Origin of the sequence: Streptococcus parasanguinis CC87K (assembly GCF_000507765.1) — a bacterium.
GTDB classification, from domain to species: domain Bacteria; phylum Bacillota; class Bacilli; order Lactobacillales; family Streptococcaceae; genus Streptococcus; species Streptococcus parasanguinis_J.
In genome coordinates this window covers 918597-944015 of sequence record NZ_KI669401.1, presented here as the reverse complement: position 1 = coordinate 944015, position 25419 = coordinate 918597, and the positions used below count along the sequence as shown (strand labels likewise).

Below are 25419 nucleotides of genomic sequence, written 5' to 3'. Positions count from 1 at the left end.
GAGTCAATGACAGAAGAGGGATTTAAGTATAGTATTTTAGCTTCAGGTTCTAGTGGGAATTCTTTCTACCTTGAGACGCCAAAGAAAAAACTGCTTATTGATGCAGGGCTATCAGGGAAAAAGATTACGGGACTATTGGCTGAAATTGATCGTAAACCAGAAGACTTAGATGCCATTTTGATTACGCACGAACACTCAGACCATATCCATGGTGTGGGTGTTTTAGCGCGAAAATATGGCATGGATCTATATGCTAATGAAGCAACTTGGAAGGCTATGGAAGGCACCAAGTATCTAGGCAAGGTCGATGATGCTCAAAAGCACATTTTTGAAATGGGGAAGACCAAGACATTTGGCGATATCGATATCGAAAGTTTTGGGGTCAGTCACGATGCTGCTGCCCCTCAATTCTATCGCTTTATGAAGGATGGCAAAAGCTTCGTCATGCTGACGGATACAGGCTATGTGAGCGATCGCTTGGCAGGCATCGTCGCGGATGCAGATGGCTATCTGATTGAGTCCAACCATGATGTAGAGATCCTTCGAGCAGGTTCTTACGCTTGGCGCTTGAAGCAGCGGATCTTGTCAGATCTAGGCCACCTTTCTAACGAAGACGGGGCGGATGCCATGATCCGGACCTTGGGAAATCGCACCAAGAAGATTTATCTGGGTCATTTGTCAAAAGAGAACAATATCAAAGAATTGGCCCATATGACCATGGAGAATCAACTGGCTCGAGCAGATCTAGCTGTTGGCCATGATTTTGAGGTGTTAGATACCTCGCCAGATACCGCGACCCCTTTGACGAAGATATAAGATAGAAAACCACTTTCGGGTGGTTTTTTATCTGCCTATTTGAGGAAATCTATATCTAGTAATGAATTTGCTCTTTACCCAAAATTCGTGTATGATAGGAAAGAACGAATTCTGAGTGAGAATCACGAAAGTAGAGGAGAGATAATAAATGAAAAAAATGGTGTTATTACTGGCTGGTTTGGTTGCTTTAACTGCTTGTAGTCAGTCTAAGCAAGCTACGAAAGAGTCGACTTCCAATCAAACGACGAAGGAAACAAAAGTATCAGAGTCTTCTAAAGATAAAGAAGAAAAAGGTTTGAAATTTGTGGTGGCCCCTCAAAATGAAGGAAAGACGTCTGATCTTATTGAGTTAGGGAAGAAATTGGTTAAAGAACATCCTGAAGTTGGTAGCGAGGGGAATATGGCGATCTATTTTACCGGGGCTGTTTCAGATGGCAGGGCGGCACTCATGCTGGTCAATAAGACAGATGTAGATATCAAGAAAGATTTGAACTTTTCAATTACCTGGTCTTATGATGGAAAGGCTATTTTTGAGAATCAAAAGGTTAGCTATTTTATCAAGGATAGTGGGGAATTACCTTCTCATACAGCAACTATAATATTATTGCCATTAAATGAGGAACAACAGAATATTGTGGATGGAATGTCAGATCCATCTAAGATGAAGCTTCTAATGTCAGATGTGAACACTGTAGAGTGATTATGAAACAAGAAACATACAAAGGAGAAGTAAATGCGCCTTGTTTATCTTACGATTGGTTTTATATCATTGGGACTAGGAATTATTGGGATTCCATTGCCAATTTTACCGACAACCCCCTTTTTATTGCTGTCCATGGCTTGCTTTGCTAAAAGTTCCAAACGCTTTGAAACTTGGCTTTACCAAACCAAGCTTTATCAAACCTATGTAGCGGATTACCGAGAGACCAAATCGATTGCCAAAGAACGGAAGAAATGGATCCTTCTTCAGATCTACATTCTGATGGGCATTTCCATCTATCTGGCCCCGATTATTTGGGTGAAGCTTGCTCTAGGTGCTTTGACGATTTTTATCACCTATTATCTCTTAAAAGTGATCCCTAATAAGCCTGAAAATCCAACAGAGGAAAATCCTGATTAAAATTGGAGAATTCAGGCCCTAGAACTAGGAAAAGAAGTGCGTTCGTGCTTCTTTTTTGGTATACTTAAAGGTATGAATTTATTAGAAAGTAGGCTTCCTATGGAGAAATTACAAGCCCTGTTATCGGAACGGTTTCAGATCGTTTTTTCAGATAGCAGTTTATTAGATACAGCTTTTACACACACGTCTTATGCCAATGAGCACCGCCTCTTAAAAATTTCACATAACGAACGTTTGGAATTTTTAGGAGACGCTGTTCTTCAATTAGTTATTTCCGAATATTTGTATAAGGAACACCCAAACAGACCTGAGGGAGATTTGTCTAAATTCCGTTCCATGATTGTCCGTGAAGAAAGTTTGGCTGGTTTTTCTCGGGATTGCCAATTTGACCGTTATATCAAACTAGGCAAAGGCGAAGAAAAATCTGGTGGTCGAGACCGCGATACGATTCTTGGCGATTTATTTGAAGCCTTTTTAGGTGCTCTTTTACTGGATCAAGGAGTGGAAGCAGTCAAGCGCTTTGTCTATCAGGTCATGATTCCCAAAGTGGAAACGGGTCAATTTTCCCAAGTTATTGACTACAAGACCCGTTTGCAAGAACTGTTGCAGGTTCACGGGGATGTGGAAATTCAGTACCAAGTGGTAAATGAGTCTGGTCCCGCTCATGCAAAGGAGTTTGAAGTGGAAGTGTTCGTGAACGGTAAAACCCTAGGGCACGGTCATGGTCGCTCCAAGAAATTAGCGGAACAAGAAGCAGCCCGCAATGCAGTTGAAACGAGGAATGATGGGCCATGTATCTAAAAGAGATTGAAATCCAAGGCTTCAAATCCTTTGCGGATAAGACTAAGGTCGTATTTGACAAAGGGGTTACTGCCGTTGTAGGGCCTAATGGATCTGGAAAATCAAATATCACAGAGAGCTTGCGCTGGGCCTTAGGGGAATCCAGTGTCAAGAGTCTACGTGGAGGCAAGATGCCCGATGTCATTTTTGCAGGGACAGAATCGCGTAAACCGCTGAATTATGCTTGTGTCACAGTTGTCTTAGATAACCAGGATGCTTTTATCCAGCAGGCAGGTAAAGAAATTCGGGTCGAACGCCATATTTATCGCTCGGGAGACAGCGAGTACAAGATCGATGGTAAGAAAGTACGTCTCAGAGATGTGCATGATTTGTTCATGGATACGGGATTGGGACGGGATTCTTTCTCGATTATCTCCCAAGGTCGTGTAGAGGAAATCTTTAACTCCAAACCGGAAGAACGCCGGGCTATCTTTGAGGAAGCTGCTGGTGTCTTGAAATTTAAGACGCGGCGCAAGGAAACGGAGACCAAACTCAACCAAACCCAGGAGAATTTGGACCGTCTAGAGGACATCCTCTATGAATTAGAAGGACAGATCCAGCCTCTTGAAAAGCAAGCGACGGTTGCTCGTCGTTTCTTGGAATTAGACCAAGAACGCCAGGTTCTCTTACTGGACGTTTTGGTCGCTCAAGTCGATCTGACAAAGGACCTTTATGAAAAGGCTGATCAAGAAGAAAAAGCCATTCAAGAACAGTTGGCCTCTTATTACCAACGTCGTCAGGTCTTGGAAGAGGATAACTTGCGCATTAAGAAAGCCCGCCATCAGTTGGATGAAAGCTTAGCTGAGGATCAGGCGAGCTTGCTAGAGGTTACTCGTTTGATCAGTGATTTGGAAAAGCAAATTGAAGTCGCTAAGTTGCAATCGAGTCAAGCAGCCCATAGTCGCAAGGAAAATCTAGAGCGACTGGATGCTGTTTTGGCCCGTCTGGAAGAAGCGAAAAAAGAGCTGTCTCAAAAACAAGAGACGCTAGCAACTCTTCAACAAAGACTGATAGAGAACCGTCAGCAACAAGAAAAGCTGGAAAAAGAATTAGCCAACTATGAAGAAGATCCGGAACAAGTCATTGAGCATCTACGTGAGCAGTATGTGGAGCTCTTACAGACAGAAGCTGAAAAATCTAATGAGCGGACAGCTATTGAGAGCCGGATCCAAGCACTCCTGCAAGAATCTAGCCATCGTCAAGAGGACTTGATCAAGGCGCAATCCAATTTTGAAGCTGCCAAGGAAAAAGAAGTTCGCCAATTGGAAGAGTTGGATCAGGCACAAGCGACGGTCAAAGACCTATTAGCAGAATACCAAAATCAATTGGTAAAAGTGGAGCAGGCCAAAGCTGCCTACCAAGAGGCTCAAACGGCTATGTTTGACTTGATGGATGAGAGCAAAAACAAACGGGCGCGGATCAATAGTTTGGAAGCCATTCAGAAGAACCATAGTAACTTCTATGCAGGCGTCAAGAGCGTCTTACAAGAAGCAGACCGTCTAGGAGGCATCTGCGGGGCTGTTAGTGAGAATTTGAGTTTTTCAAAAGACTATCAAACAGCGCTTGAAATTGCTCTGGGGGCTAGCAGCCAACAGATCATTGTCGAGGATGAAAAGGCTGCAACGCGAGCGATTGATTTCTTGAAACGCAATCGCTTGGGACGGGCAACTTTCCTTCCGCTAACGACGATCAAAGCCCGTCAACTATCCCCTCGGAATCTGGAATTGATTCAAGCAAGTGCAGGATTTCTAGGAATCGCGAGTGACTTAGTGACCTATGAGCATCGTTTTGAACAGATTTTCCAAAACTTGCTTGGAGTAACGGCCATCTTTGACACGACGGAGCATGCGCGTGAGGCAGCTCGTACAGTCAATTATCAAGTCCGAATGGTGACCTTGGATGGGACCGAATTGCGGACCGGAGGATCGTACGCTGGTGGTGCCAATCGTTCCCAAAATACAGTCTTTGTCAAACCAGAATTAGATAGTTTGAAGCAGGAAATGCAAGCTCTGGATGCTCGTTTGAGAGAAGCAGAGCAGGAGGTAGAGACCAAGGACAATCTGCTCAAGCAGGCGCAAGAATACCTGGCTTCTATTCAAAGCCAGGGTGAGCAAGCTCGTCTGGAACAACAGCGGGCCCAATTGGCCTACCAACAAAGCCAAGAGCAACTGAAAGAAATTCAGGAACTCTTAGAAGCTTTGAAGTCAGAATTGGCAACAGATGCGACCCAGTCTCTCCAAGAAGAGCTGGAGTCCCTTACCAAGCAATTGGCAGAAATTGAGCTTCAAAAAGAAAAATTGAACCGCGATATTGAAACCATGAAGTCGGACAAAGATGTTCTGCAACAAAAAGTACAAAACTTGCAAGAGCAATTGGCAGAATTGCGACTTCAACAGACCGAATATAAGAGCCAACAAAGCTATGAGCAAACAGATGCTCGTCGCTTGGAAGAAACGATCTCCCAGTTGGAAGTAGAAGAGCATCAGTTGCAATTGCTGATTGAACAAGGCGAGGCCCAAGTTCAGACAGTCGATGTGGAGCAACTAGCTAATCAATTGACACAGGCCCAAGCCAAGAAAACGGATTTGGAACAAGGGGTTATTCGGAAACGCTTTGAGCTGGATGATTTGGAAGGCCAGGCCGAAGATGTGGCAGAACAGATGGAACAAGCTCGCAAGAAAAACGAAGAGTGGATTCGTCAACAAGCCAAGGCTGAAGCGACACGTGAAAAGCATGCAGATCGTTTGAACAAGCTCTTAACGCAAATTACCGATGAATTCATGCAAAGCTTTGACCAAGCCAAAGAACAGGCCAAACCTGTTGAAAATCTTGCAGCAGCTGAAAACCAGCTCAAGAGCATCGAAAAAGATATTAAGGCACTTGGTCCAGTCAATGTGGATGCGATCGAGCAGTACGATGAGGTGAAGGGGCGCTTTGATTTCCTTTCCAGCCAGCGTGAGGATGTCTTGGCTGCGAAAAACATGCTTTTGTCTACCATCAACGACATGAATGATGAAGTCAAGGAACGCTTTAAATCAACTTTTGAAGCCATTCGTGAATCCTTTAAAGTCACTTTCCGTCAAATGTTTGGTGGGGGGGCTGCTGATTTGATTCTGACAGAGCCAGATCTTCTGACAGCTGGTGTTGAGATTTCTGTGCAGCCACCTGGTAAAAAGATCCAATCCTTAAACCTCATGAGTGGTGGAGAAAAGGCCTTGTCTGCCTTGGCCCTCTTGTTCTCGATTATTCGTGTCAAGACCATTCCATTTGTCATTCTGGATGAGGTAGAGGCTGCCCTAGATGAGGCTAATGTTAAGCGCTTTGGGGATTATCTGAACCGCTTTGATAAGGAAAGCCAATTTATTGTCGTGACGCACCGGAAGGGAACCATGTCAGCTGCAGATTCCATCTATGGTGTGACCATGCAGGAATCTGGGGTTTCTAAAATCGTCTCAGTAAAATTGAAAGACTTAGAAAATGAAGAATAATGATATTAAATTGATCGCTACGGATATGGATGGAACCTTTCTAAATGACCAACATCAGTACGATCAAGACCTTTTACGCAAGGTATTAGCAAGTTGCAAAGAAAAAGGCATCTATTTTGCTGCTGCAAGTGGCCGTGCCCTTCTTTCTCTCAAATCCCTCTTTAAAGGATTTGAGGACCAGATGATTTTCATTGCTGAAAATGGTAGTGTGGTAGAATTTCATGGAGAAGATCTTTATGAAGCAACCATGTCCAAAGACTTTTATTTGGGTGTTTTTGAGGCCTTGAAATCCTCCCCTTATGCAGACCCCAATAAATTGCTTTTGACGGGGAAAAAAGGGAGCTATGTCTTAGAAACAGTAGATCCCGACTATCTGGCCTTGAGTCAGCACTACAATGAAAACATTCAAAAAGTGAAAAGCCTAGCGGATATTCAGGATGAAATTTTCAAATTGACCACCAACTTTGATGCAGCTCTTGTGCTTGAAGGTGAGCAATGGGTCACTGAGAATATCCCCGGTGTCAAAGCGATGACGACAGGTTTTGAATCAATTGATATTGTCCTCGATTATGTCGATAAGGGAGTGGCCATTACCGCCTTAGCGGATAAACTAGGGATCTCGATGGATCAGGTGATGGCTTTCGGGGATAACTTAAATGACCTCCATATGATGCAAGTCGTGGGCCATCCTGTAGCGCCAGAAAATGCACGTCCTGAAATCTTAGCGATTGCTGAAAAAGTCATCGGCCACCATACGACGGGTTCTGCCCTACGCTACATGGAGGAAATTGTATGAGTCAGATTTCCTTGATTGCGCTGGATTTAGATGGGACCCTTCTCAATTCTGAAAAAAAGATCTCCCCTCGCAATAGAGCAGCCCTCGCTGCTGCACAGGCCCAAGGTGTCAAGGTGGTTCTAACCACTGGTCGCCCCTTGAAAGCCATGGATTTTCTTTTGGAAGAATTGGGAACAGCAGGCCTCAAAGAAGAGTATACGATTACCTTCAACGGTGGTCTAGTGCAGCGAAATAATGGAGAAATCCTCTCAAAAGTTGTCTTGGCACCTGAAGATGTCGAAACCATTCATGATGAAACAGCCCGTCTAGGCCTTCCGCTGGATGCTATCAGTGAGGGAACGGTTTATGAGATTCATGCAGAGCGAAAGTCTCTCTATTCCCTTTACAATCCCTACCTAAACTTTATTGAGACAGATTTTAAAGACCTGCCATCCACGATTTCCTACAACAAGTGTGTGACAGCCGTCGATCAAGACTTTTTAGATGCAGCGATAAAACAGATCAAGCCGGAGTTATTTCAAGACTATGAAATTTTTAAATCTCGGGAGATGTTGCTGGAATGGTGTCCTAAAAATGTTCACAAGGCGACAGGTTTAGAGGCACTGGCAACTATTTTGGGTCTTGAGGCAGATCAAGTCATGGCCTGTGGAGATGAAGCCAATGACCTGTCTATGATCCAATGGGCTGGACTGGGGGTTGCCATGGGCAATGCGATTCCAGCAGTGAAGGAAGTTGCAGCGCTTGTGGCTCCTGTGACCAATGACCAGGATGCCGTCGCATGGGCGATTGAAAATTATGTGCTAAAGGAGAGTGAATAAATGGGATTATTTGATCGTTTATTTGGAAAAAAAGAAGAAACTGAAAAAGTGCTTCCGTCTTCGGAAGAAGTGACGGAAAGTACTGAGGTTGAAGAAACTGTCAAAGAGGAGCCGGCGGCTACCTTAAATGACAAGGAAGAGCAAAAAATCGCAGATATGGAGGCTTATTACCAAGAGCTTAAAGCGCGAATTGCAGCCACTCATCAACCTGTTTCAACCGTTGCTCAAGAAGAGCCGGCAGAGGAACCTCTTGTTGAAGAAATAGGAACTTCAGAGACTCCTGAAGTTCAAGAACCGGTAGAGGAGTCTCCAGTTGCCTTTGAACCTGCTCAAACAGAAGCAATTCCTGAAGAAGTTTCACCACTAGCTGATGACACGGAGACTGAGTCTCTTGAAGAAGTGAAAATTGAAGCGGAAGTTAATGAAGATGGTGAGGAAGCAGATGGGGCTAACGGTTCAGAAATGGAAGAAGAGTCACCAATTGCCTCTCCATCATCTGACGCTGAGCCAGTAGAAGAGAGCACGACAGAAGAGGAGTCTCCAGAACTAGTAGAAGCTCAGGATGAGGTCCCAGAACCTGAAGTATCAGAAGCGATCGCTCAAGTGGAGGAAACTTCAGAAGTAGCAGAAGCTGAGTCCAGACTTCCGGAAGGAGAAGCTGCATCAGCCGTTGAGGAAAGGACTGTTGAAGAGGCAGAAGAGCCAATTCCAGACGAGGTTAAGCCTCAGCAAGAAACCATTCAGGAAAAATACGATCGTAGCTTGAAAAAGACAAGGACTGGATTTGGAGCACGCCTCAATGCCTTCTTTGCCAATTTCCGTTCAGTCGATGAAGAATTCTTTGAAGAATTGGAAGAACTCTTGATTATGAGTGATGTTGGAGTTCAAGTGGCCTCTAATTTAACCGAAGAGTTGCGCTATGAAGCCCGTTTGGAAAATGCCAAAAAACCAGATGCTCTCAAGCGCGTGATCATCGAAAAATTGGTGGACTTGTATGAAAAGGATGGCCAATTTAATGAAGCCATTCGTTTTCAAGACGGTCTTACGGTCATGCTCTTTGTTGGGGTCAATGGAGTTGGTAAAACAACCTCTATCGGGAAGTTAGCCCACCGCTACAAACAAGAAGGCAAGAAAGTCATGTTGGTTGCAGCAGATACTTTCCGTGCAGGAGCAGTAGCTCAACTGGCAGAATGGGGACGCCGCGTAGATGTTCCAGTTGTAACAGGTCCTGAAAAATCAGATCCTGCTAGCGTCGTCTTTGATGGAATGGAACGTGCGATCGCTGAAAACATCGATGTTCTGATGATTGATACGGCGGGTCGTCTGCAAAACAAGGACAACCTCATGGCGGAGCTTGAAAAAATCGGCCGCATTATCAAGCGTGTGGTACCTGATGCACCGCATGAAACCTTGCTGGCCCTCGATGCATCAACTGGTCAAAATGCCTTGGTGCAAGCTAAAGAATTTTCAAAAATTACACCTGTGACAGGAATTGTATTGACCAAGATCGATGGAACGGCTCGAGGTGGGGTCGTCCTTGCGATTCGAGAAGAGTTGGATATCCCAGTGAAGTTGATTGGATTCGGAGAAAAGATTGATGACATCGGACCATTCCACTCAGAAAACTTCATGAGAGGCCTCTTGGAAGGCTTGATTTAAGAGTCAAATAGAAAAAGACAAATTGTTTAAAAGACAATTTGTCTTTTTGTTTCCTTGCGCTATCAAAAAAACCACCCGAAGGTGGCTTTCCTTAATTCTTAGGTTCAGGTTTCCAAACCCATTCGGCTCCGTATTCTGCAAGGAGATCATCGGATGCAGTTGGTCCCATGGATCCAGACTTGTATTCATAGAGCGGTGCTCCATTTTCGGCCCATAGTTTTTCAATCCGGTCAATCAATTGCCATGAAGCACGGACTTCGTGCCAGTGGCTGTAATTGGTTGAGTCATTGTTCAAAACGTCGAAAATTAATTTTTCATAAGGCTCTGGTGAAGCCCCAGTTGCAGTCGCATCTGTTTCATAATCAAAGGAAATTGGTGCGATGCTGAATTTTTCTCCGACCTCTTTTCCGTTGATGCTCAATGAGAAACCTTCATTTGGTTGGATATAAATTGTCAAGACATTTGGTTGCAAGCTATGTCCAAAGATGGAGTCGGTTTGCTTGAAGACCACATTGACCATGGTTCCTTTTTGCGTCAAGCGTTTTCCGGTACGGAAGAAGAAAGGCACACCGCGGAAGCGATCGCTATCAACAAAGAACGTACCAGAAGCATAGGTCTCCGTAGTAGATTCAGGGTCGACATTGGGCTCACTGCGATAAGAGATATCTTTTTTCCCTTTGATCGTACCTGAATGGTATTGACCACGGATAAAGAATTTCTTCAATTCGTCATCTGTTGGATTGTGCAATTGCTCAAATACTTTTACTTTTTCAGCCCGAATCGCATCCTTGGTAAAGGTAGCTGGTTTATCCATGGCAAGCAAAGACAAAAGCTGAAGGGTATGGTTTTGCACCATATCTCGAAGGGCCCCCGAGTGATCATAGTAGCCACCGCGTTCTTCAACTCCTAAGCGTTCAGCGAAGGTAATTTGGATATTGTCAATAAAATCTCGATTCCAAAGATTATCAAAAATAAGATTTCCAAAACGAATGGCAAAGATATTTTGGATCATTTCTTTTCCAAGGTAATGGTCGATACGGAAGATTTGTTCTTCATCAAAGGTTTCTTCCAATTCCTTGTTGAGCTGACTAGCCGTTTCTAGGTCTGTACCGAAAGGTTTTTCAACGATCAAGCGCTCAAAACCTTGTCCATCCACAATGCCTTCTGATTTGAGGTGTTTAGCAATGGTTCCAAAAAATTGAGGAGCCATGGACAAGAAGAAGACCTTGTTGTGTTCCGTTTGGTATTTTTCATCCAAGCTATTTTGCAATTCGCGCAGGGCGATGTAATGTTCGGTATCATTAACATCATGACTTTGGTAGTAGAAATGACTGGCGAATTCTTGGGCTTGTTGAGGGCTATCTGCCAGGTCTGTGATGGATTCTACCACGACTGATTCAAAGTATTCCTTGCTCCATGGTCTGCGGGCTGTTCCGATAACCGCAAAGTTTTCAGATAGATTTCCTGATTTATAGAGTCTAAAAAGGGATGGATAGAGTTTGCGCTTGGCTAAATCTCCACTGGCCCCGAAAATGGTTACAATAACTTTTGAAGACATTTAAGTACCTATTTCCTATTTTATTAACCATATTTTACCATAAAATCCACAAGATTTCTTTGATGGAATCGTTGTTCCGAATATTTTCCGCTTGGATTAGAGGATTTGAGAGGAAAGCATAGAAAAAGCTAGAACGAAGGAGCGTTCTAGCTTTCATGGGGTTAAGGCCTATCGAAGGAACTTAGTCTATTCATTAAAATACGCGGTAGACATAAGGATTATCTGGTTGTGTAATGGTTTGACAATCCGTCACGTGGAGGACAGGCAAGCTTTGCTTGAGCTGTTTGTGGTATTCAATGGATAAGGTTCCTTTTGCATGGATCCAGGTATTGTTTTCAAAATGTTGAGGGGCACCGGTTGTTAAAAGACCGTAAACACCCGAGTCTGCGATACAGTGGATGATCCCAAAGCGAAAGAGGAATTGGCTATCCTTGTTATTGGGGTCATTGTATACAAAGCCGGTCAGCTCGATCGTCTTTCCTGCAAATTGGTCAGGATAATCATAAATAACTTCCATGACTTCCATATAATTCTCAGTGGTCACCTGGATCACTTTTTCATCAACATATTTCTTTGCCGCCTGCTTCATTTCTGACTCATAGGCAGATTTGGTAAAATAGCTACTAGTATCTGGTTTGAGATACTGGGTTGTTGTCCCTTCGTCCTGCTGGATTTCCTTGGAAGATCCAGCAGCAACCGGGAAGTGATAACCTTTGGCAGAAACCGTTTGGGAATCTAGTGTCACAGTAGGAAAAAATAGCCCGACAAACAAAGGAATACAGAGCAAGAAAATACTCGCTACTTTTGCCCAGAAGCCAGAGAGATGACTGTGGATCTTCATCTGCTTGACCCAGATGATTAGCTGCACAAGAGCTAAAACAAAGGACAAGAACATGGAAATATAAGCCAAGTAAGAATAGTGTAAGTTGATGTATTGATTGAGCTTACCAGATAATTGCAGGTACATGGTGAGCTCAAAATAGCCAGCTAATATCAAGAAACGAATCATAGCACTACCCCCACAAACCAAGCATAAAGGAGCACAACTCCACTCACAATCCCGATAAATTGCCAGATGAAACGGGTTTTGAGATAATTTTTCATCATGAGGAGATTTTTGACATCAAGCATAGGCCCAATCACCAAAAAGGCAAGAACAGGCGCTACTCCAAAACTTGTTAGAAGAGAGGATCCAACAAAGGCGTCCGCCTCGCTACAAAGTGAGAGGAGAAAGGACAAGACCATGAGAAGGAGAATAGCAATAACCGGTGTCGCGCTGATCGAAGTGAGGATCCGTGTTGGGACATAGACTTGGATGAGGCTGGCAAAGAGGCAACCAAATACCAGGTAACGTCCCGTATCAAAGAATTCATCAATGGCTTGTACCAAGACTTGGAAGAGCTTTTGACCTTTGCTCAAGTCCCTAAAATCATGTTCATGTACAGCCTTACGATGTTCTTTTTGGATCGAATCTGTCTGAATAAAACCAAGAAAGATTCCAAGTACCGTTGCGACCAGTAGGGAACCAAGGGCTCGGTAGAGGGCCATCTTGACAGAATTCCCAAAGGCTGAGTAGGTCGCAAAGAGAACGATAGGATTGATGACCGGTGCTGTCACCAGAAAGGGAACAGCAGTATAACTTGGAACTTTCTTTTCTAGAAAGCGATTGATAATGGGGACAATTCCACATTCACAGGAAGGAAAGATAAAGCCGATAAAGGTCCCAAAGAAGATCCGCCCAAATTTATTCTTGGGAAGAAAGCGGTAGACCCTCTCGGGGGTGATATAGACCTCAATAATCCCTGAAATGATACTTCCGATTAGGACAAACGGTAGGGCTTCGATAATAATCGAGAGAAAAATAGCCCCAGCCTGCAAGACGCTAGAGGGAAGGTGTTGAAAGAATGTCATTACTTAACCTTCTTTGCTTCTTTAGTGGTAGCAGTTTCTGCCTTCTTTTTTTCTTCAGGAAATTCTACTTTCTTTTCTACATCCGGAAAACTCGCAAAATTTTCAAACATTTTATCAAGATCATCTGTTTTTGAGAATTTAATAGCCATTGTTGGGCCTCCTTTTTATTTTCTTTCATTATAACAAAAAGGAAAGAGCAAGGGGGAAATGGAGCATAAAAGGAAAGAACCATAGGGTCAAAATTATTCTCTGAAAAATCCCTGAAACAGAGACCAGAACAGGCGCTCTCACCCTTGATGGCAGCAAAATATGCTATAATAGAGGCTATGGATAAATATGAAAAAATAGCCCAAGAATTGGGTGTTAGCTTAAAACAAATCGATACCGTATTGAGTCTGACCGCAGAAGGCTCAACTATTCCTTTCATTGCCCGCTATCGAAAAGATATGACGGGAAATTTAGATGAAGTAGCGATCAAGGCCATTATTGACCGGGACAAATCCTTAACGACTCTAGCCGAACGAAAGGAAACTGTCCTTGCTAAGATTGAGGAACAGGGCAAACTGACAGAGGCGCTCAAGCAGGCTATTGAGGCTGCTGAAAAATTAGCGGATGTCGAAGAGCTCTATCTCCCATATAAGGAAAAACGGCGGACCAAGGCGACGATTGCACGAGAAGCAGGACTTTTCCCCTTGGCACGTCTCATTTTGCAAAATAGTCCAGACTTGGAAGCAGAGGCTCGGAAATTTACCTGCGAGGCCTTCCCAACTGAAACCGCAGCATTAGCTGGTGCAGTGGATATTCTGGTAGAGGCTATTTCAGAGGATACCCAATTACGGGCCCTCACCTATCAAGAAATTCATGGGCATTCCCTCATGACGTCAACCTTGAAGGATGAAAGCTTAGATCCTAAGAGAACCTTTGAAATCTATTATGATTTTTCTGAGAAGATCAAGAATATGCAAGGCTACCGGACTCTAGCTCTCAATCGTGGGGAAAAATTGGGCGTTCTCAAAGTCGGATTCGAGCACCAACTGGATCGGATCATTCGTATTTTTGAGGCTCGTTTTAAAACGAAAAATGCCTATGTCGATGAGGTTATTCAACAAGCGGTTAAGAAAAAAATCGTTCCTGCGATTGAACGTCGGATTCGGACAGAGTTAACGGAGGTGGCAGAAGACGGAGCCATTCAATTGTTCTCTGAAAATCTACGGAATCTATTGCTCATTCCTCCATTAAAAGGGCGCGTGGTCCTTGGATTTGACCCAGCCTTTCGGACCGGTGCTAAACTAGCCGTTGTCGATGAGACAGGAAAGATGCTTGCCACCCAGGTCATCTATCCAGTTGCTCCTGCAAAACCAGCTCAGATCGAGCAGGCTAAAAAGGATCTATCCTCCTTGATCAAAGAGTTCGGAATAGAAATTATTGCGATTGGAAATGGAACCGCCAGCCGTGAAAGTGAGGCCTTTGTCGCAGAGGTGCTTCATGACCATCCAGGAGTTCGCTATGTTATTGTCAATGAAAGCGGAGCCTCTGTCTATTCAGCTAGTGAGTTGGCCCGTCATGAGTTCCCAGAGCTAACCGTTGAAAAACGCTCGGCCATCTCCATTGCCCGTCGCTTGCAAGATCCGCTAGCAGAATTGGTGAAAATCGATGCCAAATCCATCGGTGTCGGTCAATACCAACACGATGTCAATCAGAAAAAACTGACAGAAAGCTTGGATTTCGTGGTAGATACTGTCGTCAACCAAGTTGGGGTCAATATCAATACGGCTAGTCCCTCTCTCTTAGCCCATGTAGCAGGACTCAATAAAACCATCTCTGAAAATATTGTGAAATACCGGGAAGAAGAAGGAATGATTCTTTCACGAGCACAGATTAAAAAAGTCCCTCGTCTCGGCGCCAAGGCTTTCGAGCAAGCGGCTGGATTCTTACGCATTCCTGAAAGTAAAAATATCTTGGACAATACCGGCGTTCACCCTGAAAGTTACAAGGAAGTTGAAAAACTTTTTCAACTTCTTGAAATTACCGACCTCGATGCATCCGCTCAGGAAAAATTAAAAGCTGTGAACATAAAGGAGATGTCTACTCAGCTGGATCTGGGACCAGAAACCCTGAAAGATATTATTGCCGATCTCCTAAAACCAGGTCGCGATTTGCGGGATTCCTTTGATGCACCCGTGCTCCGTCAGGATGTCTTGGATATTAAAGACCTCCATATAGGCCAAAAATTAGAAGGGGTTGTGCGCAATGTGGTTGACTTTGGGGCCTTTGTCGATATTGGCATTCACGAAGATGGCTTGATTCATATCTCCCATATGAGCAAGCAGTTTATCAAGCATCCAAGCCAGGTCGTATCAGTAGGTGATTTGGTAACCGTCTGGGTGAAGAAGATTGATGTGGAACGCGAAAAAGTCAATCTCAGTTTGGTAGCTCCGAATGAATCTGACTGAGTATGTACGCCAAGTATCCCTAGAAGATTTTGGGAGAGAATTCCGCCATCAAGCAGAGTGGAATTCACGTCTTCAAACTACTGGGGGTCGTTTCTTTCCCAAAGATCGACACCTTGATTTCAACCCGAAAATATACCAAGCTTTCGGGTTAGAGGTCTTTCGTAAAATCGTCCGTCACGAGCTCTGCCATTACCATCTTTACGATCAAGGAAAAGGCTATCGCCACAAAGATCTAGACTTTAAGCAACTTCTCCAGCAAGTGGACGGTCTTCGTTTCACACCTCCTCTACCAGATAGAACTGGGCGAGTCAAGCGGATCTATCTCTATCAATGTCCCCATTGTGGCCAAGAGTATAGACGAAAGCGAAAAATCGATCTGAAGAAATATGCCTGCGGTCGCTGTCACAGCCGCCTGCAATTTCTTGAAATGAGACAAGTGTAAGAATCAGTCTTTAGGCGGATCTCTTTCCAGTTCGACTCTGCTAAAATAGGTCTAACTAGAAAGAGGAAAATCAAATGACATCATCATTTTACAAATTAAAACGACATCGCCTGGTTTCAGGTGTGCTAGCTGGCTTAGCCGATAAATTTGGTCTTAGTGTAACTCTCCTACGCTTCTTGTTTATTCTTTTTACGGTTTCTCATGCCTTTATCGGTGTGATTATCTATTTACTGTTAGATACGACCTTGCCTTATAAGGACGAGGAGGAGCAGGAAATGTTTGACTATGGCCCTCGACCTCGTCGAAGAAAAGAGGCCGAACCCATCCATGATCAGAATGATAGTCCATTTTTCTAAAAGGAGATTTGAGTGAAGCAGAAGTTCTATTCCCTTGCTTTTATTCTATATCTCTTCTTCAGTTTTATAGGACAGTTTTTCATTTTAAATCGTTTTTTTGGTGAAGGAGTTGGAACAGTTTTGATCGGAATGCTCCTTTTTCCACTGGGCATTTGGAATAGTCTCTTCTACCTCTTGTTTCTGCCAACAGAAATGGCTAGAAAGCCACAAATTTATCGGTTTTCGATTTTATTTCTGCCGGTTTTGTATCTGGTTTTCTCCTTGTTGGGGGGAGGACCTGCCGTCTTTATGCTCGGATTGATCGCATTCCCTTCAAATGCGGTGGTCTATGCGGTCTCTACCGGAATCAAATCCATGATTACAGATTACTTGCATGGTGAAGGCTAGAGCATTTTTCATATGTTCCCATCATTTCCTAGAGGTTGGAGACCTTTGTCTTCGCCTCTTTTTGCTTGCCTTAAAAAGGAGTTGAAAATGGATCTTTCAAATGACACTTCAGGCTCTCGTCTGAAGAGAAAATCTGCTATAATAGAGAGAGAATTTGAAAAGGGAGAATGATATGGCAGTTACTGTTCGCGATCTACAGGAAAAGCTTCGTCTATCGGTTGTTTATGGGGATGATAGCCTCTTAAGCAAGGAAATTACGACTGCGGACATTTCACGTCCAGGTCTTGAAATGACGGGCTATTTCGACTATTACACACCTGAGCGGATTCAGCTTGTAGGAATGAAAGAATGGTCCTACCTGGTGAAGATGAGCTCTCACAACCGTCATCAGGTCCTGCGCAAGATGTTCCAGCCAGAGACACCTGTCATCATTGTCGCGAGGAATTTAGAAATTCCAGAAGAAATGTTGCGAGCTGCTGAAGAGAAGCAACTAGCCATTTTGAAGAGCAATGTTGCAACGAGTCGTTTATCTGGAGAACTTTCTAGCTATTTGGATAGTCGCCTAGCAGAACGTACGAGTGTACACGGTGTCTTGATGGATATTTATGGGATGGGTGTCTTGATCCAAGGAGATAGCGGAATCGGGAAAAGCGAGACAGGTCTGGAACTTGTCAAGCGGGGGCACCGCCTCGTAGCAGATGACCGAGTCGATATCTATGCGAGAGACGAGATGACCCTTTGGGGAGAGCCAGCTGAAATCCTACGCCACTTACTAGAGATCCGTGGTGTCGGGATTATCGATGTCATGAGTCTCTACGGCGCAAGTGCTGTCAAGGATTCTTCACAAGTCCAAATCGCTGTTTACTTGGAAAATTATGCTAAGGATCAAGTTTATGATCGTCTTGGTAATAATGCAGAAGAGTTGGAAATCGGTGGTGTGACCATTCCTCGGATCCGCATCCCTGTGAAGACTGGTCGGAACATTTCGGTCGTGATCGAAGCCGCAGCGATGAATGTTCGGGCCAAAGAAATGGGCTATGATGCTACCAAAACTTTTGAAGAACGTTTGTCCCAGTTGATTAGTCAAAATGAGGTGAAGGAATGAATCCAGTAGCCCTTCAATTAGGTCCGATCAGTATTCGTTGGTATGCGATTTGTATTGTCTCTGGCTTAATTCTAGCCGTTTATCTTTCCATGAAAGAAGCGCCCCGTAAGAAAATTGATCCAGATGATATCATTGATTTCATTTTGATCGCTTTTCCGCTTGCGATTGTGGGTGCCCGACTCTATTACGTTATTTTTGAATGGGGCTATTATAGCCAGCATCTTGGTGAGATTTTCGCCATCTGGAACGGAGGAATCGCGATTTATGGTGGCCTCTTGACAGGTGCCCTTGTCCTCTATCTATTCTCTCGTAGACGCTTGATTGAGCCAATTGATTTCTTAGATATTGCGGCCCCAAGCGTCATGATTGCACAGAGTATTGGACGCTGGGGAAACTTCTTTAACCAGGAAGCTTATGGAGCTGCTGTCAAAAGTCTCAACTACCTACCCTCTTTTATTCGAGATCAAATGTATATAGACGGCAGTTATCGTCAACCAACCTTCTTATATGAATCCAGTTGGAATCTGCTAGGATTTATCTTGATCTTGATTCTTCGTAGGAAGCCCCAATTTTTGCGACAAGGTGAGATCACAGCCTTTTACCTTATCTGGTATGGTTTTGGTCGGATGATCATCGAAGGAATGCGGACAGATAGCCTGATGTTTGCGGGCTTACGTGTTTCCCAGTGGTTGTCGATGATCCTGATTCTAGTTGGACTCGCCATCATCATCTATCAACGTCGCAAAAAAGCCCCTTATTATGTAGAAGCAAAGGAGTAATATATGTTTATTGAAATTGCCTACGGTCTCTTAGGCCTTGCCTTAGTAGCACTTGTCATTTATATGATTTTTTTCCTCTCAAAGATTGGAAAAGTTGTAGATGAGACGCAAAAAACCATCCAAGTTTTGACATCAGATGTCAATGTCACCTTGCATCAGACCAATGATCTATTGGCAAAAGTCAATGTTTTAACGGATGATTTGAATCAAAAAGTTGCAACGATTGACCCACTCTTTACAGCCGTGGCGGATCTTTCAGAGTCTGTTTCAGATTTGAATGATCAAGCCCGTCAATTGAGTGTCAAAGCTGTATCAGCTGGTGGAAAAACAGTGAAAGCCTCTATCGGATTAAAAGCGATTAAGATGGCTTCAAAATTATTTAAATAGAATCGAGGAAGAATATGGGACGTTTATCTAGTTTATTAATTGGTGTGATTTCAGGTGCTTCAGCAGCCTACTATTTATCAACAGAGCAAGGAAAGAAAGTCACTAAAAAGGTGGTGCGCTTCGTAAAAGATTATCAAGAAGATCCTCAAGAAGTACATGAATCGGTGAAACAAACTGCTAAGGATGTTTCAAAACAAGCAGCCGAAGTGATCCAACAAACCAAAGAAAAAGTTGGTTCTGGAGAAATTACGACAGGAACTGTTTTGGAATCTGTCAAAGAAAAGACGCAAGATGTGGTTGAAAAATCTCAAGAAGTCTATCACTCATTTAAGGATAAACTTCAAAAAGAAAATCTAAGTGGCAATGACTTGGTTCAATCCATTCGCAAACAAACAGAATCTGAAGACATCGTGTTAGAGTTGGATGAAAAAGATTCTGAAGAAGCAGCTGAAGAAGAAACAAAAGAAGTATAAAAAATGAGGCTCACAGAGCCTCATTTCAGATTGAAGACAAAATCATCTTAGAAACTTTCCTTAAGTGAGTACGGACGTCAGCGAACTTCAAAGAAGTTCCATGACTTAGTTTTGAACCTAAAGTTTCAAAACTCCCGAGTGCCTGAAACATAATTGTTTCAGGCACTTTTCTCACGGCGGAAAGTTTCAAAAGATCATTGAATAACTTTAACTCATAAAAAGTATTTATTCTTATAGAATTCCTAGAAAGTCTTTGAATTATCAAACAACATACCAAGTTTTTCTGAGTTACATGAAAAGTCTAACTTAATTTGACAACTTAGGAATTAATAAAATTCGAGTAAATAAAAAAATCAGGCGAACCTGATTTTTATTTTTTTCGTTTATTGTAGTAAATTCGGAACCCTTGAATACTAGCAAAGCTAGAACCAATCGCTAAAGCAAACGCAAAGAAGGTATTCATTTTTGTTGCTAAAAAGATAAAACTAAATACAACCGTCAACACACAGAAAATAGCGATATTTAAAAAATATAGCAATTCACTTAATTGAGGTGCGGGTTCAACTTCAGGAGCATAGTCCTGAATAGGGGTTTCTTGGGTTTGTTTGGTTAATTCGATATAATCGAATTCTTCTTCATAGTGTCTTAAATTTCTTACGGGCATTTTCTCTCTCCTAACAGTACTCTATTATTCTATCATGAATTCAGGTATATAAATGTTACAAAAATGTTACAAATTTTACAAAATGAATAAATTTTTCTAGAATATCGGAATTTTTGTTATAATGGTTCTATGAAAAATATTATTATTACAGCAACAGCAGAGAGTGTTGAGCAAGCGCAAGCCCTGATTGATGCAGGGGTTGACCGAATCTATGTCGGTGAAAAAGACTACGGATTACGATTGCCTCAAACTTTAAGCTATGACGAAATAAATCGAATTGCCCAACTGGTCCATGCTGCTGGCAAAGAATTGACAGTGGCTGTAAATGCACTCATGCACCAATCGATGATGGATTCAATCAAGCCTTTCTTAGATTTTCTAAAGGAAATTCAGGCTGATTATATTACTGTCGGAGATGCGGGCGTTTTTTATGTCTTGAAACGAGATGGCTATCCATTCAAAACGATTTACGATGCATCAACCATGGTCACTTCTAGCCGCCAGATCAATTTCTGGGGAAAACAAGCAGGAGCTTCTGAGGCTGTTTTGGCTCGTGAGATTCCATCTGCCGAATTATTCGTAATGGCTGAGAATCTTCAGATTCCAGCAGAAGTATTGGTTTACGGTGCTAGCATTATTCACCATTCAAAACGACCTCTTCTTCAGAACTATTACAACTTCATCAAGACAGAGGACTCTGTGACCAAAGATCGCGATCTGTTCTTAGCAGAACCAGGAGATCCAAATTCTCACTATTCGGTCTACGAAGACAAACATGGAACCCATATCTTCTCAAATAATGACTTGAATATGATGACCAAATTGTCTGAGTTGGTAGAACATGGCTTTGATCATTGGAAACTCGATGGTGTCTACTGTCCGGGTGAAAACTTTGTCAAGATTACAGAGTACTTTGTCAAGGCCCGTGATTTGATTCAAAAAGGAACATTTACACAGGATCAAGCCTATCTGTTTGATGAAGAAATCCGCAAATTGCATCCAGCTAATCGTGGTTTGGATACTGGTTTCTACGATTATGAACCAGATCGTGTAAAATAACAAATAATACTAGGGCTTCTTCGTTTGTGAGTTTTCCTTTTTCAGGGAACGAAGAGGCTATTCATCATATCGACAATCTTGTAAATTGGAGAAAACATGACAAATACAAAAAAACGTCCAGAGGTTTTGGTACCTGCTGGAACATTAGAAAAACTAAAAGTTGCCGTTAATTATGGGGCAGACGCTGTGTTCGTTGGTGGACAAGCCTATGGTTTGCGGAGTCGTGCCGGAAACTTCACCATGGATGAGCTTCGTGAAGGAATTGAATATGCTCATGCACATGGCGTAGATGTGCACGTCGCTTCTAACATGGTAACTCATGAAGGAAATGAACAAGGGGCTGGAGAATGGTTCCGTGAATTGCGGGATATGGGCCTTGACGCCGTGATCGTCTCAGATCCTGCCTTGATTGAAATCTGTGCAACTTATGCACCTGGACTCAATATTCACTTGTCTACGCAAGCTTCTGCAACCAATGTGGAGACTTTCCATTTTTGGAAAGAATATGGCTTGACCCGTGTCGTCTTGGCCCGCGAGGTATCCATGGAAGAGTTGGCAGAGATTCGTAAGCGTACCGATCTTGAAATCGAAGCCTTCGTTCATGGAGCGATGTGTATTTCCTATTCCGGACGTTGTACCCTTTCTAACCACATGTCTGACCGGGATGCTAACCGTGGTGGCTGTTCTCAATCTTGCCGTTGGAAATACGACCTGTACGACATGCCATTCGGCCAAGAACGTAAGAGTATCAAAGGACAAGTCCCAGAAGAATACTCTATGTCAGCCGTTGACATGTGTATGATCGAGAATATTCCAGACATGATTGACAATGGGGTGGATAGCTTGAAGATTGAAGGCCGAATGAAATCTGTCCATTACGTATCAACAGTGGCTAACTGTTACAAGGCTGCTTGCGATGCTTATATGGAAAGTCCAGAAGCCTTTTATGCCATCAAGGATGATTTGATCAATGAATTGTGGAAAGTCGCTCAACGTGAATTGGCAACTGGATTCTACTACCAAACACCGACTGAAAATGAACAATTGTTTGGGGCACGTCGGAAGATTCCTCAATACAAATTTGTAGGAGAAGTAGTAGACTTTGATCCATCTACCATGACCGCGACGATTCGTCAACGAAATGTGATCAATGAAGGGGACCAAGTGGAATTCTACGGACCGGGCTTCCGACATTTTGAATGCCAGATCCAAGACTTGCATGATAAGGATGGAGTGAAGATTGATCGCGCACCAAATCCGATGGAACTTCTCACGATCACTGTCCCACAAGAAGTCAAGCCAGGAGATATGATTCGTTCTTGCCAGGAAGGTTTAATCAATCTCTACTCAAAAGATGGGGCAAGTAAAACCGTTCGAGTGTAACAAAAAAAGAGAGGGTTAAACCTCTCCTTTTTGTTGAGCGATGCGAATATTATTGGGGACCAAACTGATTTTCTGGATCTCAGAAATCCGAATAATCGTGGACATACTCTTTTTAAAATTTTTCACGATCAGTTGTCGGCGTTCTTGGTCATACTTGACAATGTCGCCTGTAAAACTCTTGTTTGAAAAAATAACATGTACCCCTTGTTTTTTTCGCAATGCTTGTTGAATGATTTCAATAATTCTCTCATCTTCTAATGGGGCAGGAGTACTGACTTTTCCATTGAAAAATTCATTTGCTCGGTCTTTAACGATCTCGAGAAATTTTTTCATAGCTAAATTCTCCATAACTTGATACAATATATTATAGATAATTTCAACGATTTTGTAAATGATTTACGAATAATAGAGATGAGAAGGCAAGAAAGGAGTCGTGAAATGGCAGAATTTTCATTCCAAATCGAAGAACATTTGCTAGTCTTGTCAGAAAACGACAAGGGTTGGACCAAAGAATTGAACCGTGTGAGTTTTAATGGTGCTCCTGCTAAGTATGATATCCGGACCTGGAGTCCCGACCATACAAAAATGGGGAAAGGCATTACACTCACAAACGAAGAGTTCCAAGTCATGCTCGATGCATTTAAAAATTAAGAAAAGGGTCCTTCAAGGACTTCTTTTTTTGTTATAGTCTAAGGCTATATAGATATCAAAGATATTAGATTATCCCAAACCCTTGTTTATCAAGTGTTAGACTGATATAATGGTTGCATTAATGAATTAATGTAAAACTTATAGGAAAGAGGGAATCATATTGACACATACACATGCACCTTATCGCGTAGACCATGTTGGTTCATTTCTTCGTCCAGCAGCTTTGGTTCAAGCTCGTGAAGATTTCGCAGCTGGAAAAATCAGTCAGGCTGACTTAACAAAAGTAGAAGATCAGGCTATTCGTGACTTAGTTGAAAAGGAAATTGCTGCTGGTCTAAAGTCAGTAACAGATGGAGAATTCCGCCGAGCTTATTGGCATTTGGATTTCTTCTGGGGCTTTGGTGGCATTGATCATGTCCAAGCTGCCCAAGGCTATCAATTCCATGATGAAACAACCAAGGCTGACTCAGCGCTTGTAGTTGGAAAAATCACAGGAGCCAATCATCCATTTGTAGAGCATTACAAGTTCTTGCGGGATCTTGTAGCAGATGTAGATGGTGTAGAGGCTAAATATACCATTCCAGCACCTGCGCAATTCTATTTTGAATTGATCCGAGATGCAGAACATGTAGAACAATTGAATACCATCTATCCTGATTTTGCGGCTGTTCGTGAAGACATCAAGCAAGCCTATCTTCAAGTGATTCAAGATTTGTATGATGCAGGTCTTCGGACTCTTCAAGTAGATGATTGTACGTGGGGTGTCTTGGTAGATGATAATTTCTTGACGGCTTGGGGAGCAGCTCAAGGCAAGTCAAAAGATGAGGTTCGCCGAGAACTCGCTGATCTCTTCTTGACCTTTAACAACGATGTCTACCAACATGTTCCAGCTGGTTTGACCGTCAATACGCACGTTTGTCGTGGGAACTTCCATTCTACTTGGGCTTCATCAGGTGGCTATGCGCCGATTGCCAAAGAACTCCTTGGAGAAGAAGCGGTCAATGCTTACTTCCTAGAGTTTGATACTGATCGGGCTGGTGGTTTTGAACCACTTGCAGAAGTAACCCCTGGTAAAGGTGTGGTATTAGGCCTCTTGACATCTAAGAGTGGTCAATTGGAGAACAAGGACGAAGTGATTGCTCGTATTAAAGAAGCGAGTCAGTATGTACCGTTGGAAAATCTTTACCTGTCTACTCAGTGTGGCTTTGCTTCGACAGAAGAAGGAAACATTTTGACAGAAGAAGACCAATGGAAAAAAATCGGTTTAATTAAGGAAATTGTCGCTGAAGTTTGGGGCGAATAAGGAGGAAGAAACATGTCAGATTTACTAAGTATTTATAAAGAATTGCAAGCTAAAAAATGGGTGGACTTGAGTCACCAAATCAATGCGGAAAGTCCACACTTCCCAGCCCTTCCTGCTTTGCAACAAGAAGACCTTTTCACATTAAAAGATGGTTTCCATGTTCAAAAATTTACAGTGGTTGGTCAATACGGAACGCATATTGATGCACCGATTCACTTTGTAGAAGGGGGTCGTTGGTTGGATGAGATTGACCTCAAAGATCTCCTTTTGCCACTTTATGTTATCGACAGGTCTAAAGAAGTTGCTGCCAATCCAAACTTTATCTTGAGTAAACAAGATATCTTAGACTTTGAGGCAGAGCATGGACAAATTGCTGAGGGTGCTTTTGTTGCCTTCCGTAGTGATTGGTCAAAACGTTGGCCAGATCAAGATGCTATGCGCAATCTTGATGAAAATGGGGTTCAACAAAGTCCAGGATGGAGCCGTGAAGCCTTGGAATTCTTGATTCATGAACGCCATGTTAAGGCTGTGGGTCATGAAACCTTTGATACCGATGCAGGTATTCCAGCAGCAGAGCATGGCTTGGTCAATGAATACTACCTCTTGGAACAAAATATCTACCAAGTTGAAGTCTTGAACCAATTGGACCAAGTTCCAGCTGTAGGTGCTTTGATTTCGATTGCTTTCCCTCACTGGGACAAGGCAACTGGTTCACCTGTCCGTGCCATTGCCATCTTACCATAAACAAAGAGAAAAGCTTGAAGACAGACGTCGCATTTGGACGTTTGTCTTTTTGTATTTTCGAAACTATTTTCGTTATCATCTGATATTCCATCTAAAAACCTGATTTAGAGAAAATAAAAAGGATATTCGTTAATTATTTTGTCAATGTTTTGAGATGTAGACGTACCGGTGTAAGCCAAATCTTTATAGGGCTTACACAAAGAAAAGAGAGTGGGACAGAAATCGGT

General features: G+C 42.9%; 27 protein-coding genes. 21 read left to right on the top strand and 6 right to left on the bottom strand.

The window, feature by feature from the left end:
• Positions 1 to 6 precede the first annotated feature (6 nt).
• The 8 genes from HMPREF1195_RS04595 (at position 7) to ftsY (ending at position 9537) form a co-directional block, all read left to right on the top strand.
• A complete protein-coding gene (locus HMPREF1195_RS04595) occupies positions 7 to 816 on the top strand; it encodes an MBL fold metallo-hydrolase (protein WP_023918725.1) in 810 nt (269 codons plus the stop codon).
• 148 nt (positions 817 to 964) lie between these two features.
• Positions 965 to 1516: a hypothetical protein gene (locus HMPREF1195_RS04590; RefSeq protein WP_023918723.1), complete on the top strand. Its 552-nt coding sequence runs from the start codon at positions 965 to 967 to the stop codon at positions 1514 to 1516.
• A 33-nt stretch (positions 1517 to 1549) separates the two neighbouring features.
• Positions 1550 to 1936: a YbaN family protein gene (locus tag HMPREF1195_RS04585; protein WP_023918721.1), complete on the top strand. Its 387-nt coding sequence runs from the start codon at positions 1550 to 1552 to the stop codon at positions 1934 to 1936.
• A 99-nt stretch (positions 1937 to 2035) separates the two neighbouring features.
• Entirely contained in the window at positions 2036 to 2737 is a 702-nt protein-coding gene (gene rnc / locus HMPREF1195_RS04580) for a ribonuclease III (RefSeq protein ID WP_023918719.1), read from the top strand.
• Entirely contained in the window at positions 2728 to 6264 is a 3537-nt protein-coding gene (smc, locus tag HMPREF1195_RS04575; RefSeq protein WP_023918717.1) for a chromosome segregation protein SMC, read from the top strand. Before rnc ends, smc begins: the two co-directional genes overlap by 10 nt.
• The gene (locus HMPREF1195_RS04570) at positions 6254 to 7060 is read left to right on the top strand and encodes a Cof-type HAD-IIB family hydrolase (protein WP_023918716.1); all 807 of its coding nucleotides are present in this window, start codon (positions 6254 to 6256) and stop codon (positions 7058 to 7060) included. The genes smc and HMPREF1195_RS04570 overlap by 11 nt, the downstream gene beginning before the upstream one ends.
• Positions 7057 to 7878 carry a Cof-type HAD-IIB family hydrolase gene (locus HMPREF1195_RS04565; RefSeq protein WP_023918714.1) on the top strand — a complete coding sequence of 274 codons (822 nt, stop codon included), beginning with the start codon at positions 7057 to 7059 and terminating at the stop codon, positions 7876 to 7878. Before HMPREF1195_RS04570 ends, HMPREF1195_RS04565 begins: the two co-directional genes overlap by 4 nt.
• Positions 7879 to 9537, top strand: coding sequence for a signal recognition particle-docking protein FtsY (ftsY, locus tag HMPREF1195_RS04560; protein ID WP_023918712.1), 1659 nt, complete (start codon positions 7879 to 7881; stop codon positions 9535 to 9537).
• Positions 9538 to 9628: 91 nt separating this feature from the next.
• On the opposite strand, the gene zwf is transcribed toward ftsY, so the two are convergent.
• The 4 genes from zwf to HMPREF1195_RS11220 form a co-directional block, all read right to left on the bottom strand.
• A complete protein-coding gene (gene zwf / locus HMPREF1195_RS04555; protein WP_023918710.1) occupies positions 9629 to 11095 on the bottom strand; it encodes a glucose-6-phosphate dehydrogenase in 1467 nt (488 codons plus the stop codon).
• 193 nt (positions 11096 to 11288) lie between these two features.
• Positions 11289 to 12104, bottom strand: coding sequence for a TIGR03943 family putative permease subunit (locus tag HMPREF1195_RS04550; protein WP_023918708.1), 816 nt, complete (start codon positions 12102 to 12104; stop codon positions 11289 to 11291).
• Complete coding sequence (locus HMPREF1195_RS04545; protein WP_023918706.1) at positions 12101 to 13006, bottom strand: permease; 906 nt, start codon at positions 13004 to 13006, stop codon at positions 12101 to 12103. Before HMPREF1195_RS04545 ends, HMPREF1195_RS04550 begins: the two co-directional genes overlap by 4 nt.
• The gene (locus HMPREF1195_RS11220; RefSeq protein ID WP_023918704.1) at positions 13006 to 13155 is read right to left on the bottom strand and encodes an SPJ_0845 family protein; all 150 of its coding nucleotides are present in this window, start codon (positions 13153 to 13155) and stop codon (positions 13006 to 13008) included. The genes HMPREF1195_RS04545 and HMPREF1195_RS11220 overlap by 1 nt, the downstream gene beginning before the upstream one ends.
• 147 nt (positions 13156 to 13302) lie before the next feature.
• Between HMPREF1195_RS11220 and HMPREF1195_RS04540 the strand changes: the two genes are divergently transcribed.
• The 8 genes from HMPREF1195_RS04540 to HMPREF1195_RS04500 all read left to right on the top strand — a co-directional run bounded on the left by HMPREF1195_RS04540 (position 13303) and on the right by HMPREF1195_RS04500 (position 19388).
• A complete protein-coding gene (locus HMPREF1195_RS04540; protein WP_023918702.1) occupies positions 13303 to 15459 on the top strand; it encodes a Tex family protein in 2157 nt (718 codons plus the stop codon).
• Positions 15446 to 15901: a SprT family protein gene (locus HMPREF1195_RS04535; RefSeq protein ID WP_023918700.1), complete on the top strand. Its 456-nt coding sequence runs from the start codon at positions 15446 to 15448 to the stop codon at positions 15899 to 15901. Before HMPREF1195_RS04540 ends, HMPREF1195_RS04535 begins: the two co-directional genes overlap by 14 nt.
• A 74-nt stretch (positions 15902 to 15975) precedes the next feature.
• Complete coding sequence (locus HMPREF1195_RS04530) at positions 15976 to 16257, top strand: PspC domain-containing protein (protein WP_003005023.1); 282 nt, start codon at positions 15976 to 15978, stop codon at positions 16255 to 16257.
• Positions 16258 to 16269: 12 nt separating this feature from the next.
• The gene (locus tag HMPREF1195_RS04525) at positions 16270 to 16644 is read left to right on the top strand and encodes a hypothetical protein (RefSeq protein WP_023918698.1); all 375 of its coding nucleotides are present in this window, start codon (positions 16270 to 16272) and stop codon (positions 16642 to 16644) included.
• Positions 16645 to 16816: 172 nt separating this feature from the next.
• Entirely contained in the window at positions 16817 to 17749 is a 933-nt protein-coding gene (gene hprK, locus HMPREF1195_RS04515; protein ID WP_023918696.1) for an HPr(Ser) kinase/phosphatase, read from the top strand.
• On the top strand, positions 17746 to 18528 hold the full coding sequence (lgt, locus tag HMPREF1195_RS04510; protein ID WP_021153590.1) for a prolipoprotein diacylglyceryl transferase: 783 nt from the start codon (positions 17746 to 17748) through the stop codon (positions 18526 to 18528). The genes hprK and lgt overlap by 4 nt, the downstream gene beginning before the upstream one ends.
• A gap of 3 nt (positions 18529 to 18531) precedes the next feature.
• Positions 18532 to 18915, top strand: coding sequence for a DUF948 domain-containing protein (locus tag HMPREF1195_RS04505; RefSeq protein ID WP_013903891.1), 384 nt, complete (start codon positions 18532 to 18534; stop codon positions 18913 to 18915).
• A 14-nt stretch (positions 18916 to 18929) separates the two neighbouring features.
• A complete protein-coding gene (locus HMPREF1195_RS04500) occupies positions 18930 to 19388 on the top strand; it encodes a YtxH domain-containing protein (RefSeq protein ID WP_023918695.1) in 459 nt (152 codons plus the stop codon).
• A 370-nt stretch (positions 19389 to 19758) separates the two neighbouring features.
• Here HMPREF1195_RS04500 and HMPREF1195_RS04495 read toward each other — a convergent pair whose 3' ends face one another.
• Positions 19759 to 20052, bottom strand: a complete 294-nt coding sequence (locus HMPREF1195_RS04495; RefSeq protein WP_003013511.1) for a DUF3270 family protein — start codon at positions 20050 to 20052, stop codon at positions 19759 to 19761.
• Positions 20053 to 20181: 129 nt separating this feature from the next.
• Here HMPREF1195_RS04495 and HMPREF1195_RS04490 point away from each other — a divergent pair, with 129 nt between their 5' ends.
• A complete protein-coding gene (locus tag HMPREF1195_RS04490) occupies positions 20182 to 21111 on the top strand; it encodes a peptidase U32 family protein (RefSeq protein WP_003015582.1) in 930 nt (309 codons plus the stop codon).
• A 96-nt stretch (positions 21112 to 21207) separates the two neighbouring features.
• A complete protein-coding gene (locus HMPREF1195_RS04485) occupies positions 21208 to 22494 on the top strand; it encodes a peptidase U32 family protein (protein WP_023918693.1) in 1287 nt (428 codons plus the stop codon).
• A gap of 15 nt (positions 22495 to 22509) precedes the next feature.
• Here HMPREF1195_RS04485 and HMPREF1195_RS04480 read toward each other — a convergent pair whose 3' ends face one another.
• Complete coding sequence (locus HMPREF1195_RS04480) at positions 22510 to 22842, bottom strand: hypothetical protein (RefSeq protein WP_013903885.1); 333 nt, start codon at positions 22840 to 22842, stop codon at positions 22510 to 22512.
• Between the two features lie 90 nt (positions 22843 to 22932).
• On the opposite strand from HMPREF1195_RS04480, the gene HMPREF1195_RS04475 reads away from it, so the two are divergent.
• From HMPREF1195_RS04475 to HMPREF1195_RS04465, 3 genes are all read left to right on the top strand, one after another.
• Entirely contained in the window at positions 22933 to 23145 is a 213-nt protein-coding gene (locus HMPREF1195_RS04475; RefSeq protein WP_003002541.1) for a YdbC family protein, read from the top strand.
• A gap of 160 nt (positions 23146 to 23305) precedes the next feature.
• The gene (locus tag HMPREF1195_RS04470) at positions 23306 to 24448 is read left to right on the top strand and encodes a 5-methyltetrahydropteroyltriglutamate--homocysteine S-methyltransferase (protein ID WP_014713636.1); all 1143 of its coding nucleotides are present in this window, start codon (positions 23306 to 23308) and stop codon (positions 24446 to 24448) included.
• A gap of 12 nt (positions 24449 to 24460) precedes the next feature.
• Positions 24461 to 25192, top strand: coding sequence for a cyclase family protein (locus HMPREF1195_RS04465; protein ID WP_023918690.1), 732 nt, complete (start codon positions 24461 to 24463; stop codon positions 25190 to 25192).
• Positions 25193 to 25419 lie beyond the last annotated feature (227 nt).

Excerpts from the sequence above, each read along its gene's own strand:
- HMPREF1195_RS04595 (WP_023918725.1), top strand. The coding sequence starts at position 7 with ATGACAGAAGAGGGATTTAAGTATAGTATTTTAGCTTCAGGTTCTAGT.
- HMPREF1195_RS04590 (WP_023918723.1), top strand. The coding sequence starts at position 965 with ATGAAAAAAATGGTGTTATTACTGGCTGGTTTGGTTGCTTTAACTGCT.
- HMPREF1195_RS04585 (WP_023918721.1), top strand. The coding sequence starts at position 1,550 with ATGCGCCTTGTTTATCTTACGATTGGTTTTATATCATTGGGACTAGGA.
- rnc (WP_023918719.1), top strand. The coding sequence starts at position 2,036 with ATGGAGAAATTACAAGCCCTGTTATCGGAACGGTTTCAGATCGTTTTT.
- smc (WP_023918717.1), top strand. The coding sequence starts at position 2,728 with ATGTATCTAAAAGAGATTGAAATCCAAGGCTTCAAATCCTTTGCGGAT.
- HMPREF1195_RS04570 (WP_023918716.1), top strand. The coding sequence starts at position 6,254 with ATGAAGAATAATGATATTAAATTGATCGCTACGGATATGGATGGAACC.
- HMPREF1195_RS04565 (WP_023918714.1), top strand. The coding sequence starts at position 7,057 with ATGAGTCAGATTTCCTTGATTGCGCTGGATTTAGATGGGACCCTTCTC.
- ftsY (WP_023918712.1), top strand. The coding sequence starts at position 7,879 with ATGGGATTATTTGATCGTTTATTTGGAAAAAAAGAAGAAACTGAAAAA.
- zwf (WP_023918710.1), bottom strand. The coding sequence starts at position 11,095 with ATGTCTTCAAAAGTTATTGTAACCATTTTCGGGGCCAGTGGAGATTTA.
- HMPREF1195_RS04550 (WP_023918708.1), bottom strand. The coding sequence starts at position 12,104 with ATGATTCGTTTCTTGATATTAGCTGGCTATTTTGAGCTCACCATGTAC.
- HMPREF1195_RS04545 (WP_023918706.1), bottom strand. The coding sequence starts at position 13,006 with ATGACATTCTTTCAACACCTTCCCTCTAGCGTCTTGCAGGCTGGGGCT.
- HMPREF1195_RS11220 (WP_023918704.1), bottom strand. The coding sequence starts at position 13,155 with ATGGCTATTAAATTCTCAAAAACAGATGATCTTGATAAAATGTTTGAA.
- HMPREF1195_RS04540 (WP_023918702.1), top strand. The coding sequence starts at position 13,303 with ATGGCAGCAAAATATGCTATAATAGAGGCTATGGATAAATATGAAAAA.
- HMPREF1195_RS04535 (WP_023918700.1), top strand. The coding sequence starts at position 15,446 with ATGAATCTGACTGAGTATGTACGCCAAGTATCCCTAGAAGATTTTGGG.
- HMPREF1195_RS04530 (WP_003005023.1), top strand. The coding sequence starts at position 15,976 with ATGACATCATCATTTTACAAATTAAAACGACATCGCCTGGTTTCAGGT.
- hprK (WP_023918696.1), top strand. The coding sequence starts at position 16,817 with ATGGCAGTTACTGTTCGCGATCTACAGGAAAAGCTTCGTCTATCGGTT.
- lgt (WP_021153590.1), top strand. The coding sequence starts at position 17,746 with ATGAATCCAGTAGCCCTTCAATTAGGTCCGATCAGTATTCGTTGGTAT.
- HMPREF1195_RS04505 (WP_013903891.1), top strand. The coding sequence starts at position 18,532 with ATGTTTATTGAAATTGCCTACGGTCTCTTAGGCCTTGCCTTAGTAGCA.
- HMPREF1195_RS04500 (WP_023918695.1), top strand. The coding sequence starts at position 18,930 with ATGGGACGTTTATCTAGTTTATTAATTGGTGTGATTTCAGGTGCTTCA.
- HMPREF1195_RS04495 (WP_003013511.1), bottom strand. The coding sequence starts at position 20,052 with ATGCCCGTAAGAAATTTAAGACACTATGAAGAAGAATTCGATTATATC.
- HMPREF1195_RS04490 (WP_003015582.1), top strand. The coding sequence starts at position 20,182 with ATGAAAAATATTATTATTACAGCAACAGCAGAGAGTGTTGAGCAAGCG.
- HMPREF1195_RS04485 (WP_023918693.1), top strand. The coding sequence starts at position 21,208 with ATGACAAATACAAAAAAACGTCCAGAGGTTTTGGTACCTGCTGGAACA.
- HMPREF1195_RS04480 (WP_013903885.1), bottom strand. The coding sequence starts at position 22,842 with ATGGAGAATTTAGCTATGAAAAAATTTCTCGAGATCGTTAAAGACCGA.
- HMPREF1195_RS04475 (WP_003002541.1), top strand. The coding sequence starts at position 22,933 with ATGGCAGAATTTTCATTCCAAATCGAAGAACATTTGCTAGTCTTGTCA.
- HMPREF1195_RS04465 (WP_023918690.1), top strand. The coding sequence starts at position 24,461 with ATGTCAGATTTACTAAGTATTTATAAAGAATTGCAAGCTAAAAAATGG.